We start from the raw sequence: 16,433 nt of genomic DNA, 5'->3' as shown, positions 1-16,433 counted from the left end.
ATGATTAAAAGAACGCTCCACTTCTCCAATCCAGCTTACCTCAACCTACAAAAAGATCAATTACAAATTGATTTGCCTCATTTAAAAGTTTTGGGAGAAAAGGAATCTAAAAAATCAGTACCTATAGAAGATATTGGCATTGTGATTTTAGATCATCAACAAATTACCATTACCCACGCCTGTATAGCTGCGCTGTTAGATAATAATGCAGCGATTATTACCTGCAACCATAGTCATTTGCCTACTGGCATGTTGTTGCCAATTGATGGCCATGATATACAAAGCGAGCGTTTTCGCTATCAAATAGATGCTTCGCAACCTTTAAAAAAACAATTGTGGCAACAAACGGTTCAGGCAAAAATATTAAACCAAGCAGCGGTATTGTTCGAAAGAAATATCCCTTGCGATAACATGGTACACTGGGCCAAAAATGTACGCTCTGGCGATCCAGACAATTACGAAGCCAGGGCAGCAGCTTATTATTGGAAAAATGTTTTCCCGAAAAAGGTCGACTTTTTTAGAGGTAGAGATGGCGACCCACCTAATAATTTACTCAATTATGGTTATGCCATTTTAAGAGCAATCGTTGCAAGAGGTTTGGTAAGTTCTGGTTTACTCCCTACCCTAGGCATCCATCATCGCAATAAATACAATGCCTATTGTTTGGCAGATGATATCATGGAACCCTATAGACCTTATGTAGATCAAATCGTTTTACGAATCATTGATAACGGAGAAAACTTCTTAGAATTAGGTACTTCTATTAAAACTCAATTGTTAGGCATTGCCACTGTTGATGTACAATTTGAAAGAGGCAAAAGTCCGCTAATGGTAGGTTTGCAAAACACCACTTCTTCCCTAGCCAAATGTTATGAAGGTGTAATTAGAAAGATCAATTATCCTTACCTAAATAACTTTGATATTAAAAAAACAAATAATGCCAGAATGTTAGACAATGAGGTAATTAGCGGTTTGGAGAATGAAGGTGAAACTGAATAATTAAATGAATGCGCTTAAATGAATATAGAATTTTGTGGGTTTTAGTTTTTTTCGATTTACCAACCGAAACCAAAAAAGAACGCAGCGTTGCTGCTAAGTTTCGTAAAGAAATTATGCGAGATGGTTTTGCGATGTTCCAATTTTCTATTTATTTAAGGCATTGTAGCAGTAGAGAAAATGCTGATGTACACATTAAACGAGTTAAAAACTTATTACCAGAAAAAGGGCATATCGGTATTATGACCGTTACCGACAAACAATTTGGGATGATGGAATTATTTTATGGCAAAAAAGAAACAGCTTTACCAGATACACCACAACAATTGGAGCTTTTTTAGATTCTTCGCGTCATTTCGAACGCAGCAAAGCAAGGAGAAATCTTTAAACAAAATTTTAAACCATTATTTAATTTCCTTTCTACCTATCTTAATCCCTTCATTACAATTAAAATAAAGTATTAGAATGAAAATCCGGAAGCTTTTGCAACCGGATTTTTTTTATTCTAATTTTCGAACTAACTAACTGATATACAATTTTTTGAACCATGGTCTGTTGTTGTAAATATCAGTAGTTCAAAGAATGAAAGCAAATCACAACGCCCTTACGTTATGGATAACACAGTATTAAGTTGTTGTAAATATCAGTAGTTCAAAGAATGAAAGCAAATCACAACCATTTTTCGCAAATAAATAATTCATCACTTGTTGTTGTAAATATCAGTAGTTCAAAGAATGAAAGCAAATCACAACAAGATAGTCCTGGTAGATTCTTCCAAGGTGTTGTTGTAAATATCAGTAGTTCAAAGAATGAAAGCAAATCACAACTACCTGTTTGATATCCCCCTGTTGAAGTATGTTGTTGTAAATATCAGTAGTTCAAAGAATGAAAGCAAATCACAACACGGTACAAATAACATTTTCACATCGGCATGTTGTTGTAAATATCAGTAGTTCAAAGAATGAAAGCAAATCACAACACTTTACTGATAGATCGGTTTACAATGGTTGTTGTTGTAAATATCAGTAGTTCAAAGAATGAAAGCAAATCACAACAGGGGTTAAACCTGTATTAGTTTACTTTGCGTTGTTGTAAATATCAGTAGTTCAAAGAATGAAAGCAAATCACAACCATATACTTTAGATGCTGGAGTTGCGCCTTGTTGTTGTAAATATCAGTAGTTCAAAGAATGAAAGCAAATCACAACATATTATGATAGGGTTAATGGCTTAGGTGAGTTGTTGTAAATATCAGTAGTTCAAAGAATGAAAGCAAATCACAACTTAGACGATGAAACTGATCATCTAATTTTAGTTGTTGTAAATATCAGTAGTTCAAAGAATGAAAGCAAATCACAACACATTGCGGTGCTTTCTAAAATTCAAATCGGTTGTTGTAAATATCAGTAGTTCAAAGAATGAAAGCAAATCACAACACCAATATTGCGGCCCTTGTCAGAAACAAAGTTGTTGTAAATATCAGTAGTTCAAAGAATGAAAGCAAATCACAACTAGTTTATGTAAGTTCATTACAACGGTTATGTTGTTGTAAATATCAGTAGTTCAAAGAATGAAAGCAAATTTTCGCTTCGCGAAAATTTGCTTTCATTCTTTTTTTTGCTTTTAAGGTAGTTGGCATTCAAATAAGAAAGTGAATAGGCTTACACCAGCCACTTTGATAGCGTGAGGTAAAATGAAAACCAACAAGCTAACCCAACTTACCCAATGCTTTCAATTTTTCCTCAACTGGACTAAAATAAACATCATCATCAGTTCTCGCTCCTCTAGGCTGAGGAAATCGATTAATTTTACCATGATTTTCTATTTCAAATCTTCCTACGTCTTCTCCATCAATATTAATGTGGAAATTTATTCCATTTTTTCTGACGATTACATGTGCCAATTTTTGATTGATCAATAAGTCGAATATAATTTTTTCGCCTTCCATTTCTGGTGAGTTAATGGTAACTGGGATTTGTTGATCAGGGTTATTGCTGGTTTCTACAGTTGTTTTAACATTACCAGTATAGGCATCATCACTTAAGGTATCGTAACCTTGTGTTCCAGTATTGTCTAATCCGTCTTTTGGAGAAGTTTGCGCTGTATGTTTATCATTTCTATTCGACATGGCTTTTGCTTTAATATCAAGATAACAATTGAAGAAGAGATATGTTTAGGTAGAAGGTGTTGAGTTGGATAGATGGGAAGTTGTTCGCTCCTAACGCCAAACTAGTATCTTGATACCCTCAACCCCTAGCAAATGGGTTAGGCCAACCATCCTGCATCCCTCTCTTTTGGAGAGGGAAACTAACCAAATGCATTCCACCACATACTTTGATAGGGTGAGGCTATAAACACTTGGGTTATGCCCACCATCCTAAAATCCCTATAAACAGGTATTGCTTAAAATAGCTTTTAGGAGTAAATTTATGTGATCAAATTATCCCTCAATCATGAAAACTACAACAATCTCCTTTTTAACCATTTTATTTATTTTAACTATTAGTACAAAAGTATTGTCACAAACTAAACAAGCAAACATTAGAATAGATAAAAATGGAAACGAATTGCCTTTAAAATCAAACGATGAAGAGAAAAAAGAGCAGCTTATTAAACGCTTTTTGGAGCATCCCCTAGACTCTAGCAAGTTTCTTGAGCGAAGTTTTGCAGATTTTTCAAAATTATTACAAACAGACTTTTCTACTGGTAAATCTATGAGTTACGCTACTGTAAATGTAACTAAGCCTACTGCAGAAGTTTCTTATGCCATACGACCACGTGGTATTGGTAAGAATAAAATTTTAAAAAACAGTTTTATAAATCTTGGGTTACAAGGCGGCTTTGGGAATGATATCATTAGTTTGATCAGTACTCAAAAACCTGCATCAAACTTCAGCGCTAATGTCTCATTTTCATTTATTTTAAAGCAAAAGTACTGGTATTTGCCAAGCGATAAATACGATTTATACTCAACCTTCATTAACAATTACGATACTTTGTTTATGACGAAGGAAGAGGGCATTCAACAAAAAACACTTTTAGCTCAAAAGCTTAAATTATCCTATAAACTTAAAACCTTTGACGAAAAAGTAGACACTACAAAAAATATGAATGATTTAAAAAAATTAAAAGACAGCATCTACCTTAATATGATTGCCTATAATAGTTTAGTCAATCAGTTAAGTAAATATGAAAAGTTTGCAACAAAGAGGGAAAAACTTTTAGATTCACTAAACACAAAATTCAACTACAATTCAAGACATATATTTTGGGGTACCATAAGTCAGAAAGCAGGTGGCAACCGTTTTAATTATTACGACAAGGTAAATCCGCAAAACACTACTGCTAATGCTAAAAAAAGTATCAGCTCCTATGAGTCTACTTTTACGCTAAACTATTTTCACAAAACAGAAAATCCAAGAGGATATCAAAACTTTTTGAGCAACATGTTGCTAACAGGAGGTATTACAGCTGGCTATTTTAACAACTTTGCGGAATTGAGTTCTACGGAATTTAAAAAAGTAGAAAAAACCGATGTTACCAATACTAGTTATACCAATACAGCGGTTACCACGGTTTATGATTTAAGCGATTTTAAAACTTATCATGGCACTAAAGCATTTGTAGAAGGATATAAAATGTTTACGGCTACAGGTAATTTAGGTTTACGTTTTAAATACATTTGGGATATGCCGTATGGCAAAGCTGATATTGCTACCAAGCGAAAAGCTCAGCAAAACATCGAGACAGGTATTGTATTTAATACCGCAAAAAAAGGATCAACAAGAGCAGCAAGCCCTATAAGTTTTGAAGTGTTTTATAGTTTTAACGATATACATGGTAGAAATGTTAGTGCCGTAAACGTTGGACAAAAATTTTATAAAAGAAATCAAATTGGGGTAAAAACAGCTATACCATTTAATTTTTAAAATTTACCCCATGCAGATAAAGCGTTATACTTTTCTAATTCAAACTTCATTTCAATATTTACCCATTAAATTGCTACAATAAATAAATAATCATAAATTCATAAAGCTAAACTAAAGAATATCAGCATTTAACAAATTATAATTATTAAATCCATCTAATAACTAACCAAACCATGTCAACAGCAGATCACATCAAAGAAGAAAAAAATGAACTGGTACTATCCTACCTCACTTTAAGAAACCTTATCGGATTTGGTGGTATGTTATTGCCAATTGTATTGGCCATATTCCCTAAAAGACCTTCGGAATATGCAGGCTTTGAGCCTTCTATTAGTGATTATTATTTTACCGACCGCGGAGATATTTTGGTAGTGATACTGTGTATCATTGGGGCTTTTTTAATCAGCTATTATGGTTATACTTTTAAAGAATGGCTACTAACTTTTGTTGCCGGAATATGTGGTATTGGAGTAGCATTTGTACCTACTGAGATAATTTGCAACGATTGTCATCTTTCGGTACACACCCCACATGGAGGCGTGTTTGATACCCTTGTTGGAACTGGCTGGCATTTTGCATTTGCTGCTACCTTTCTATTGTGCCTTGCTATAATGTCAATCGTATTTTTTACCAAAGGTGATGACCGAAAACCATCAACGGAAAACAAAGGAAGAACGAGCCAAAAATCAAAACGCAATTTGATATTTAAGATTTGCGGCTGGACTATCATTGCATCTTTGGTTATACTTGGCCTATATTTTATTTTAAAGCATTATACAGGTATAGATTTAAAACCTTTTCCGATAGTTTACGTATTTGAAGCAATTGCAGTAGAAGCCTTTGGCTTATCGTGGTTAGTAAAAGGGCAAACCTTATGGCCTGATGGAGAACATTACTTAACAACTGGATACAAAAGATTAAGGAATATATGGGGCGGATAGAGGGTTGGAATAGTGAAAATTCTTACCCTAACCCAAAAAACTTATTTGTTTTGATAATTACCCACCAATTCAATTAAAACATCAGGTTTATTGGTGATAATACCATCAACACCCATCTTTGCTAAAGCAATCATGTCTTCTTTTTTATCAACTGTCCATGGTAAAATTAACATCTTTTTTTCATGTACCTTTTTAACCATTTCTGCATCTACACCACTATAATATGGACTGTAAATTGCTGGGGTGAACCCTAAGTTGGCAAGTTCTTCATCAAGGCCACCCTTTTTAGCATTCATTTGTTTTAAATAAGCCTCAACTTCTTGAGCAGAAAGTCCATATTTTTTAAGCTGGTCTTCAGAAATATTCATTTTACCTTGTACCAATAATGCCAATTTTACGGTAGGTTCTGTTTGGTGTAAAACCTGTAGCGTTCTTACATCAAAAGATTGAATGATTAGTCGTGGTTTTATATTTTTTTGATTAATTACATCCATCAAGTTTTTCACAAATACAGCTGGCTTAGGATGGAATTTATCATCGCCTAAGGGAGAACATTTAGTTTCAATATTATAATATACTGGCCTTAAGTTATTTTTTTTAACATAAGCTTCTACACTATCAATTAAATCGGTTAGCAATGGCTTATGGCTTTTTAACTTTTGTTGTTCTGGAAACATGGGATGGTTTTTTACACCTAAACTATATTTACGAACACTATCATATCCGATCTGATAGATGTTATGGTTTTTCTCGTCAGCTTTATCAATTTCGGTGCCATTTGGCTTGCTCATAAACGTAGCCGACATATAATTATCATGAGATACAACCACTTTACCATCTGCCGAAATCACTACATCAAGTTCTAATGTTTTAGCCCCTAACTTTACAGCATTTAACATTGCGGGTATGGTGTTTTCTGGCAATAATGCCATGCCACCACGGTGTGCTTGTACATCTAACTTTTGTTGTGAAAATGCTGAGCTTGATAACAGCAAGCCTATTAATATTAAATTCGCTTTCATGATAAATTACTTTTATTGAATGTTCAAATGTAGCTTGTCATCATGCTCAATTGTGTTATGCTAATATTAAATTTTAGTTTTTGAAATAAATGGAGTATCGAAATTTGTTCGTTTGTAGTGCCTCGGCTTTAGTCTTTTCTAAGTAGATTTGCTAAATTGTTTAAACAACTAATGAACAGCGAATTTTCTAATAGCAAGCAAATTATAAAAGTTAGCTCCTTTAATGAACTGATAGATACGGTATTTGAGGGAGAAAGAAATGCAATTTGCTGGCAGAGAAATCTTAATGGAGATTTTAAAGAAGTGGTTGCACAACTACTGCTTAAAGAAAATATTACAGATATAGGTATTGAAGAGCTTTTAGCCCTAACTTTATCTAATGATGGTGCCGCAGCAAGATCAATTTTGTTAAACGACATTAAATTATTAACAGATTCCGGCGCATCTCCATCGCTCAATTTAATTAAAAACTACCAACGAGATGATGAATTGGATTTCATTTCTACTGATGTATATTCTTATCATGTTGATCGATCTCCTATTGCAACAGATACTTTTTTATGCACTTATTTTGGTGCAGCAAGTGAGATTTTACCCAACCATCAAGTTGAGCAAAAGATTTTAATCCCTGAAATTCGGCAAAAACTTAAAGATTTATATGATGGTACTGAACCCACATTTGAAGACTTTTTGGAAGCCTACTTCTTCGATCTCCACTACCAACCTAAACCCGATGCTCATCCTGTAAATTTAGGTATTGGCAACCTATGGAAACTAGCGGTAGACCACCCAAAGCAACAAGCTTTACCTTGTGTGCACCGAGCTCCTATAGAAACCAAAGGAGAATATAGGCTGCTTTTGATTTGTTGAGCTTGGGTGAAGGGTGTTGATTAGTTCATTGGTTCATTGCAGTATGCTTTAGCCGATGGAAATTGAGGAGTTCCAAATTCATTCTAACCCCTAAACTTTTAAACTTTGTAGCTTGTCCGTTCTAAACCCTAACCCTCTAACCACTAAACAATCTAATTAAGCTTAAATTGAATTGGTTTGTGATCTTTTGGTAATTTCTAAAATCGCTTTATCTAGCTCTGTAGCGGCAGTTTGAATATAGTCTAAAACTACTTTGCGTTCTTGGTGTTCATCAACAATTTTAACTACTTCTAATAAACCCAATATTTTAGTTAAAGGCGCTCTTAAAATGTGCGAATTGATCCACGAAACCTCTTTCAGTTTTTGGTTTTGCTCCTCTATCGCTTGGATGTATTTTTCTTGTTCAGTAACATCTTGTGCAATAATGAGTTTGGCTTTGCGACCTTTAAAAGTAAAGTGCACACTTTGAATATTTACTGTGATTAAATCGCCATTCTTTTTTTGATGGGTTAATAAACCTTGGTGTAAATTTTTGTGTTTGGTTTGCGTTAGCGCTACTTTGAGCTGCTCTTGTTCATCAATAGTTCTAATGTCTAAAATGGTCATTTTCATGAACTGCTTGTACGAGTAACCATAGTGGTTAATGGCAGCTTTATTCACATCTAAAAAACGTAATGTTTTGATATCAAAAACCCATTTTGGCAATGGACTAAGTTGAAATAAATCGCTGTAACGTTTTTCGGTAGCTAAAATTAATTGTTTGTCTAGCTTACGGGTGGTAATGTTCCTGAAATATACCGATAAGCCATTATGAGATGGATACGCACTAATATCGTACCATTGGGCGGTAACTGCCGAGAAGCTTTCAAATTGTACTGGCTTTTTTAATTTCATCGCCTGCTGGTACTGGTGGTAAGAAGAAGAACCAACGGCTTCCGAAAAAACTTCCCACAAATTTTGGTGCAGAAGGTCTTCTTTATTACGCTTTACTTCTTCGGCAGCCCTGCTGTTCCAAAAGGTAATTTTCCATTTTTTATCTACTGCAAAAAATCCATCAGCTATGCTTTCGAAAATTTCATTTTTTTCGTTAATGGTTTTTTCTGCTAATAATTGTGCTTTTTTTCGTTGATCAATGTCTTGAAAACTTCCGCTAACTTTCTGACAGTTTCCATTGATCATTTCTGGCTCTCCAATAATGCGGATCCACTTTTTATTCTTCTTGGCAGTTAAAATTTCTACTTCTAAATCGAAGGCTTTACCTCCACTAATGTCATTAGAAATTTGATCTAAAACAGCTTGATTTTGTTTGGCGTGTTTAAAAAAGTAAGCAGTATTGGATAGGTCTGGATTAAAATCTTTTTTTACTTCATAAATTTGCTTGGTCATGTTAGACCAAAATATCTTTTGGCTGTGTGGCTCGTAAGCCCAACTGCCAATACCAGCTAAACTTGATGCTTTGCGTAATACGTTTTCAAGCTCTTTTTTTTCGGTTACATCCCGTAAGGTAATGATCCAATTGGTAAGGATATCATTTTCATTTTTTAAAGGAGAAAAGGAAGCATTTACCAAATATAATTCGCCACTTTTTTTGTAGCTAGGTAAAGTGTTTTCAAAAGCTTCACCAGCATAAATATTGTTTCTGAGCTGATTTAGATGTGTTTGATCTGTAACTGCTGCCTGTAAAAAACGTGGAGAATGGCCTTGCAACTCGTTAAAAGTATAACCTGTAATGATGGGGAAAGCCTTATTAACATAGATAATTTTAGAGTCATTTGCTATGGCTGGATCAAGTTCGAGTATCATTACTGCATCACTTATATTTGCCACTACAGACTCTAACAAGCCAAGTTTAGTGTTTTGATGCTTAGGTTTTTGAACGGTAATTTGATGGCTAATTACAGTTACATTAACCACAATAAACTGCTCATGAAATGCAAAGTTTGCGCTTAAGTTTAAGCAAACTAACAGTGGTTGCCTACCAGGATAATTTAAGGTAACTTGTATAGTAGCCGATGGTTTAAGGGCTGTCCTCAACTCTTCAAACAATGCCATTACCTTTAACTTTTCGCTATCGATAATTAAAGTGAGGAAAGAGGTATATAAAATTTCGTTATCACAATAACCATCAATTTTTGCTATAGCTGAGCTGCGAAAAATGATATGATAATTTTTGTCTAACAACATTACCGCTTCCTTGCTATTTGCAAACAACATAGCTAAAATGGGCTGCAGTTGGTGTAAATTTTGAGTTAGAGATACCATTAGAAAGAATTAAGTGGATGATCTTTATAAATAAATACAATTAAACTGCCGGTTAGTTAATTTTATAGCTACATCAATCTCTTTTACAGAGTTAAATTAACTATAGATTAAATTTCCCCATAGCTAAATGTAAATAAAATCTATAAACTTGCTCAAAAATCTTAGTTTAATTAGGTTTAAAATGGCTATCCTTTTGTTTATCAAGAAGAAAGATTTTGTTCGAAAAAATTATTTATTGGTTAATTATTGCTTGCCTTAGCTGATAAAAAAGGAAAAACTCGTTAGTCTGTGAGTTAATCATGGTAAACAGTAAACCCAAACCAATAACCTATTGATTGAATAGTTGAGGAATAAATCTCACAAAACCTTAAACACGCTGTATAAACTTACAATCTAACCTAAAAATGAAGGTTTATTGATTTATTGGCAAACCATAATGATAGTACGAACGTTTATGTTCTAATATTTTTTATATCTGAATAGATTAAATCATCATGGATTATACGCAAACTGGTAAAAAACTCGATATAGATTTGCTTTCTAAAGTAATGGATGCAACAAATACGGGCATTGTAATTACCGATAATTTATTACCCGACAACCCTATTGTTTACTGCAATCCGGCTTTTGAAGAGATATCAGGTTACTCAAGAGAAGAAATTATTGGACATAATTGTAGGTTTTTGCAAGGTAAAGATCGCGGACAAGAGCAACGAGCAATTATAGGTGCTGCTATTGCCAATGGCGAAAACTGCCACGTAGAAATTCGCAATTATAGCAAAACAGGTAAATTATTTTGGAACGAACTTTACATCTCTCCTGTTAAGGATGATGAAGGTAATGTAACCAATTTTATAGGCATACAAAACGATGTAACCTTACGCAAAAAAGCGCAGCTTGAATTAGAAATGAACCAAGCTGATATGGAGAAAAAGGTAGAGGAACGTACTCGAATGCTAAAGGATAATCAAGAATATTTAAAAAGTATTGTAGAAACCATTAGAGAGAGCTTATTGGTAATGGATAAAAATTACAATATTTTAAGCGCCAACAACCATTTTTTGAATACGTTTAAAGTTTCTATTAACGAAACTAAAGGTAAAACACTTTATGATTTGGGTAATGGGCAATGGAATATTCCTGAACTTAAAGTGATGATGGAAGAGATTTTACCTACCAACAACCCAGTTTTAGATTATGAGGTTGAGCATGAGTTTCCACACATTGGTAAAAAACTAATGTTATTAAATGCCCATCGCATTGAATTAGAAGGGCAATATAAAGATTGGATTTTATTGGCGATTGAAGACATCACCGATAGAAGAGCCATACAACAACGCAAAGATGATTTTCTTTCTATTGCTAGTCATGAGTTAAAAACTCCATTAACCACAATTGTAGGTTATATGCAAATGATGAATCGGCTTATGCCAGAAAACGCATCAGATAAATTTAAAAACGTAGTTGATAAAACTTCTAGATATGTACATCGTTTAAACCAACTTTTAGGCGAGTTATTAGATGTTTCGAGGATACAAACTGGCAATATAGAATTACATCCAGAACCGTTTGATTTTGATAGGATGGTAATGGAAACCATTGATGGCATAAAAGCTGCCTCGCCAAAAAGAAACATTGAATTGGTTGGCAAAAGCGGCACGAACTACAATGGTGATGAATCTCATTTGGTGCAAGTAATTTCTAATCTGTTAAGCAATGCTTTAAAATATTCGCCAGAAAACACTACTGTAACGGTACAGGTAAATGCCATTAGCGATTTTATTAAAGTTTCGATTACAGACAGAGGTATGGGCATCAGTCATGATGAACAAGCGAAAGTATTCGACAGGTTTTATCGTGTTGGAGAAATCCAGCGTCATTATCCTGGTATGGGCATTGGTTTGTACATCTGTCAGCAAATTATTAGTAACCACGGCGGTACCATTTGGGTAGAAAGCGAAAAGCAAAAAGGTTCGGTATTTAGCTTCACACTTCCTGTTAATAGATAAAAACATTAAATGAAAAACAAAAAAATATTGGTATGCGATGATGACCAAGGCATACTAGAAATGTTAGAATTGATACTGGAAGATGAAGGTTACCAAGTTGTAATTGAACCTAAAAGTGTAAATGCGCTGAAAAGAATTGAACAAGAAACACCAGATTTAATTTTATTGGATATTTGGATGCCAGTAATTTCTGGCGATCAAATTTTGAGATCTTTAAAATCAGATACTGAAAAGGCTAAAATACCCGTATTTATGTATTCTGCCAGTACAGATGGTAAAGTAATTGCAAAGGCAGCAGGAGCTGATGGTTATTTAGAAAAACCTTTTGATATAGAAGTTTTGCTAGCTAATATTGATGATTTGATTAAAGCTTATCCAATGGGTTAGGTGGATAATTGTAGAGGTGGTTAGAGGTTAGGTATTTTATTGTATTAAAAGCTAAAACTCAGGTCTTCGACTACGCTCAGACTGACAATAGGCTAGCTGCATTTCTCTAAACACTAAACCCTTAAACTCTAGCCTTAATTTGAGAAAGCTTGATTTTCTAATTTAAAAGCTAAACGTTAATATTAGTGTCTTCGACTACGCTCAGACTGACAATAGGCAAAAAGTTTAAAACTGCATTTCTCTAAACCCTAACCCCTAAACTCTAATCTTTAATTTGAGAAAGCTTGATTTTCTAATTTAAAAGGTAAACGTTAATCTTAGTGTCTTCGACTACGCTCAGACTGACAATAGGCAAAAAGTTTAAAACTGCATTTCTCTAAACCCTAACCCCTAAACTCCAATCTTTAATTTGAAAAAGCTTGATTTTCTAATTTAAAAGGTAAACGTTAATCTTAGTGTCTTCGACTACGCTCAGACTGACAATAGGCAAAAAGTTTAAAACTGCATTTCTCTAAACCCTAACAACTAAACTCTAACCTTTAATTCGAAAAAGCTCGTTGCTCTAAACCCTACTCTCACTTTTCATAACTCAACAAATCAGCTTTGCTACCAATTGATTTATTAGTGTACAAATCATAATGAAAATCTTCTAACTGTTGCAAAAGGTATTGCAAGGTATATTTTTCGCTTGTGCTTAGCTTACCAGTAATAATACTGCTTACTTTATTCATATCAGTAAATACCTCAAAAAGCAAGGTTTTGCCATCATTGGTTATACCTATTCTTTTACCTCTTTTATCATTTTGATCATCCCACTGGTGCACTAAATTATTTTTAAGCAATCGGTTTACAACTTCTGTACCCGATGCTTTTTCTAACAAGCTCATGTTTATTAACTCGGTTTTGCTTAAACTTTGATGCGTTAGCAATAGCGCTAAGCAGGTAAAATCTTCGGCAGTTGCTAAATTTGTTTTTTGTAAGGCTTTTTTAATATAAGATTTTGCATACCTACTCATGTAAACAAACAAACGGGCAATGTTATTATCTAACTGATAGGCCATTGCCACCACCTCTGGTTGCTGCTCGCCAAAGCGAATATCTTTTACCTTGTTTTCCAATTGCTCGCCGCTAAGTTTAGCATTTAGAAACCCCGAAAAATTCTCGATAGATAAAGGAACGTTATTTTGCTTCTGCTCTTCAAATTCTGCTACGAGCGTAACCAATTGATTAATGAGTTGATAACTATTCATGTTCATTATGGTTAAAACTGTGAGCAAGCATCATTTCTACCGCATTTATTGCACTATCCATTGCGGCATTGATAGAGCCATACAACAAATGATCGCCGCAAACATAACAATGTTCACTCCATTGTATATCAGCTGCAGTGCTGTTGTATTTTACGCTTTCGTTATTTGGCAATGCATACGGAATATCATAAATAGCTAAAAGTTTCCAATCAGCCGATGCTGGATACCAATTAACCAATTCGATTCTGGTTTGGGTTTCAATCTGCTTTGTTTGCAAGGACAAATCTGTATTTAAAGATACCGCAACTAACGATTTGCCTTTTGGCGCATAAGCTGGAGAAATGTGGTCCATAATGGCAATATTGCGAATATACTCACCTTGGTTGGCATTTAAAGCAATGCGTTCGCTTGGCTCTTTAATAAAAGGTGCACTAAAATACAAGGTAATTGCACTTTTCCCCTTTTGCGATATAGCTTTTGGGAATGGAAAATTTGCTGCATCTGTAGCTACGATGATGGCTTTTGCTGTAAATAATTTTCCAGATTGTGTGGTAACAGTTGTACCTTCAATTGCAGTTACCTTTTCATTTAGCAAAAGTTCATCAACCAATAAATCTTCAGCTAATTGCGCACTAATCATACCCATTCCTTTTGCAGGCACTGCTGCAGCACCTTCGCTAAACATTTTAAATAAAAACTCAAATAGCCTACTTGATGTAGTTAAGCCTTGCTCTAAAAATATACCAGAGAAAAATGGTCTGAAAAAATTTTCGATGAATTTTGTACTAAAACCTACCCTTTGCAAATATTGGTAAGTGGTAGTTTCTTTGTCTTTAAATATTTCATCCAACGATGTGAATTTGAGCTTTATTTTTAATTGTAATAAAAGCAATTTATCTTTTAAAGTGCCAACTGGCGATAATAAGGTAGTAAACAATAATTTTGGATCTCTTAACGGATCTGCAATGCGGTATTTTTTATTTCCCTTATGTATTAAGGCACCAGGTTTAAAAGCGCTAAGATCGAGTTGTTGGTAGTTGAGTATTTTTTGAACAGTAGGATATGATGTGAGCAATACCTGAAAACCGCGATCTAGCAAAAACCCTTCTTTATTATCTGTACGTACCCTACCACCTACCCCATCTGCAGCATCAATAAGTAGCACTGTTTTGCCTTTTTGTTTGGCTAACTTGGCGGCCGTTAATCCGGCTATGCCTGCTCCAACTATAATTACATCTATTGCTTTACGCTGCATTTAATACTCCTTTTTAACCTTTAACAAATGAACTGCTTGGTTTGGTTTTGCATAAGATAACCTTTCTAAAGGTTTATTTTCGAAATAGCCATCTAAACCACCAACAGTAAGGCTACCTGCTAAACTATGATTAATATAACCATCGCTTGCCAGGATATTTTCATTCAACTGGATGTGTTTAATCTCACCGATAATAATTGTGGTGTTATTGAGTGCAACTGGCAATAGCTCACGCAACTCCATACCAATTTTAATGGTTGATTCGGCTACAAAGGGAGCCTGAAAATTCGGAATAAAATATTCGGTTAAGCCACATTCTACAAATTCTGAAACACCACTAGGATATCTGGCACTGGTTTGGTGCGCTTGCTGATAAAAAGAGGTTAACACATTATTTAAGGTATAAAAACCAGTACGTTTGATATTGCTTAACGTATCATGGTCTTGCGAACCTGGTCTAAAAACCATACCGAGCAAAGATGGCGAAGCTCCTAGATGAAACACAGAGTTGAACAAACCTAAATTGCTATGACCGTTTTCACTCATGGTACCAACCAAATGCAAACTTTTTAAGCCGGGTAAAGAATTGATGAGTGTGGCCCTAAAACGATCTTCTAATTGCGCTAAGGTATTTGCAGAAATGTTCATTAGCTGATGTATTTTAGAAATTCGTCTTTAGTAGCTTGTTCTTTAAATTTACCGCTAAATGAGGTGGTAATTGTAGTGCTACCTGAATCTCTAATACCACGAGAAGATACACAATGGTGACTGGCATCAATCATTACCGCTACATCTTCTGTACCCATTACCTTTTTAATTTCTTCGGCAATTTGAATGGTTAATCTTTCTTGTACTTGTGGGCGTTGCGAATAATACCTTACAATTCTGTTTAGTTTTGATAAACCAATTACTTTACCGTTGCTAATGTAGGCTACATGGGCTTTACCAGTTATTGGCACAAAGTGATGTTCGCAATTGCTAAAAATTTCGATGTTCTTTTCTACCAACATTTCTTTGTACTGGTAAGGATTTTCGAACAAGGTTGGAGTTGGTTTATTGGCTGGATTTAAGCCGCTAAAAATTTCCTTTACGTACATTTTAGCAATTCTTTTCGGTGTATCTTTTAAACTATCGTCTGTTAAATCTAAACCTAAAATATTTAAGATATTATTAAAGTGGCCAGTAATGAGTTCAATTTTTTCTTCGTCTGTTAATTCAAATGCGTTTGGCTTTAATGGGGTTTCAAAGCTTATTTTTTTTGGAGATACTTCTAGGTTCTCAATGATCATGTTATGTTATTTATTTAGTACGATAAAGTACGGAAATACTTAATTATTGGATGTAAACATACTAAGTTTAGTGAAACATTTATTTTCGTCTAAGAAATATGACTTTTTGGAGATGGTTAATTGGTTACATGTGGAGTTGGAAAGATAGTTAAGTGGTTTCCCGAGAAATCGGGATTTCGCAAGCTCAAAATTGGTTAATTGTTGTGGGGAGATTCAACTTAATT

Annotated in this window: 14 protein-coding genes and 1 CRISPR repeat array; of the genes, 7 read left to right on the top strand and 7 right to left on the bottom strand. The window is 34.4% G+C overall.

Annotation, left to right across the window (positions count from 1 at the left end; genetic code table 11):
* Together cas1 and cas2 are read left to right on the top strand one after the other, a co-directional pair.
* Positions 1–999, top strand: coding sequence for a type II CRISPR-associated endonuclease Cas1 (gene cas1, locus FA045_RS09500; protein ID WP_136876827.1), 999 nt, complete (start codon positions 1–3; stop codon positions 997–999).
* An 8-nt stretch (positions 1,000–1,007) separates the two neighbouring features.
* Positions 1,008–1,337, top strand: a complete 330-nt coding sequence (gene cas2 / locus FA045_RS09495; protein WP_136876826.1) for a CRISPR-associated endonuclease Cas2 — start codon at positions 1,008–1,010, stop codon at positions 1,335–1,337.
* A 213-nt stretch (positions 1,338–1,550) separates the two neighbouring features.
* Positions 1,551–2,583: direct repeats of the CRISPR family, unit length 46 nt; unit sequence GTTGTTGTAAATATCAGTAGTTCAAAGAATGAAAGCAAATCACAAC.
* 120 nt (positions 2,584–2,703) lie between these two features.
* Here cas2 and FA045_RS09490 read toward each other — a convergent pair.
* On the bottom strand, positions 2,704–3,123 hold the full coding sequence (locus FA045_RS09490) for a hypothetical protein (protein WP_136876825.1): 420 nt from the start codon (positions 3,121–3,123) through the stop codon (positions 2,704–2,706).
* A 325-nt stretch (positions 3,124–3,448) separates the two neighbouring features.
* Between FA045_RS09490 and FA045_RS09485 the strand changes: the two genes are divergently transcribed.
* Both FA045_RS09485 and FA045_RS09480 read left to right on the top strand, forming a co-directional pair.
* Positions 3,449–4,924: a hypothetical protein gene (locus FA045_RS09485; protein ID WP_136876824.1), complete on the top strand. Its 1,476-nt coding sequence runs from the start codon at positions 3,449–3,451 to the stop codon at positions 4,922–4,924.
* A 173-nt stretch (positions 4,925–5,097) separates the two neighbouring features.
* Complete coding sequence (locus FA045_RS09480; RefSeq protein ID WP_136876823.1) at positions 5,098–5,865, top strand: LMBR1 domain-containing protein; 768 nt, start codon at positions 5,098–5,100, stop codon at positions 5,863–5,865.
* Positions 5,866–5,906: 41 nt separating this feature from the next.
* Here FA045_RS09480 and FA045_RS09475 read toward each other — a convergent pair whose 3' ends face one another.
* Positions 5,907–6,887, bottom strand: a complete 981-nt coding sequence (locus tag FA045_RS09475; RefSeq protein ID WP_136876822.1) for a glycerophosphodiester phosphodiesterase family protein — start codon at positions 6,885–6,887, stop codon at positions 5,907–5,909.
* A gap of 171 nt (positions 6,888–7,058) precedes the next feature.
* Between FA045_RS09475 and FA045_RS09470 the strand changes: the two genes are divergently transcribed.
* Positions 7,059–7,757, top strand: a complete 699-nt coding sequence (locus tag FA045_RS09470) for a DUF1826 domain-containing protein (RefSeq protein WP_136876821.1) — start codon at positions 7,059–7,061, stop codon at positions 7,755–7,757.
* 162 nt (positions 7,758–7,919) lie between these two features.
* Here FA045_RS09470 and FA045_RS09465 read toward each other — a convergent pair whose 3' ends face one another.
* Positions 7,920–10,019 (bottom strand): PAS domain S-box protein, encoded by a 2,100-nt coding sequence (locus FA045_RS09465; protein ID WP_136876820.1) that lies wholly within the window; start codon positions 10,017–10,019, stop codon positions 7,920–7,922.
* Positions 10,020–10,513: 494 nt separating this feature from the next.
* Here FA045_RS09465 and FA045_RS09460 point away from each other — a divergent pair, with 494 nt between their 5' ends.
* Together FA045_RS09460 and FA045_RS09455 are read left to right on the top strand one after the other, a co-directional pair.
* Positions 10,514–12,028 carry a sensor histidine kinase gene (locus FA045_RS09460; RefSeq protein WP_136876819.1) on the top strand — a complete coding sequence of 505 codons (1,515 nt, stop codon included), beginning with the start codon at positions 10,514–10,516 and terminating at the stop codon, positions 12,026–12,028.
* Between the two features lie 9 nt (positions 12,029–12,037).
* Positions 12,038–12,415: a response regulator gene (locus FA045_RS09455; protein ID WP_136876818.1), complete on the top strand. Its 378-nt coding sequence runs from the start codon at positions 12,038–12,040 to the stop codon at positions 12,413–12,415.
* Positions 12,416–12,990: 575 nt separating this feature from the next.
* On the opposite strand, the gene FA045_RS09450 is transcribed toward FA045_RS09455, so the two are convergent.
* From FA045_RS09450 to folE, 4 genes are read right to left on the bottom strand one after another with little or no spacing between them, the layout of a single operon-like run.
* Complete coding sequence (locus FA045_RS09450) at positions 12,991–13,665, bottom strand: MarR family winged helix-turn-helix transcriptional regulator (protein WP_169305040.1); 675 nt, start codon at positions 13,663–13,665, stop codon at positions 12,991–12,993.
* Complete coding sequence (locus tag FA045_RS09445; protein ID WP_136876816.1) at positions 13,658–14,920, bottom strand: FAD-dependent oxidoreductase; 1,263 nt, start codon at positions 14,918–14,920, stop codon at positions 13,658–13,660. Before FA045_RS09445 ends, FA045_RS09450 begins: the two co-directional genes overlap by 8 nt.
* Positions 14,921–15,568 (bottom strand): flavin reductase family protein, encoded by a 648-nt coding sequence (locus FA045_RS09440; RefSeq protein WP_136876815.1) that lies wholly within the window; start codon positions 15,566–15,568, stop codon positions 14,921–14,923.
* Positions 15,568–16,209: a GTP cyclohydrolase I FolE gene (gene folE, locus FA045_RS09435; protein ID WP_136876814.1), complete on the bottom strand. Its 642-nt coding sequence runs from the start codon at positions 16,207–16,209 to the stop codon at positions 15,568–15,570. The genes FA045_RS09440 and folE overlap by 1 nt, the downstream gene beginning before the upstream one ends.
* Positions 16,210–16,433 lie beyond the last annotated feature (224 nt).

It is taken from the genome of Pedobacter cryotolerans (assembly GCF_005116475.1).
Taxonomy (GTDB): domain Bacteria; phylum Bacteroidota; class Bacteroidia; order Sphingobacteriales; family Sphingobacteriaceae; genus Pedobacter; species Pedobacter cryotolerans.
This window is presented reverse-complemented; position numbering and strand designations above follow the sequence as displayed.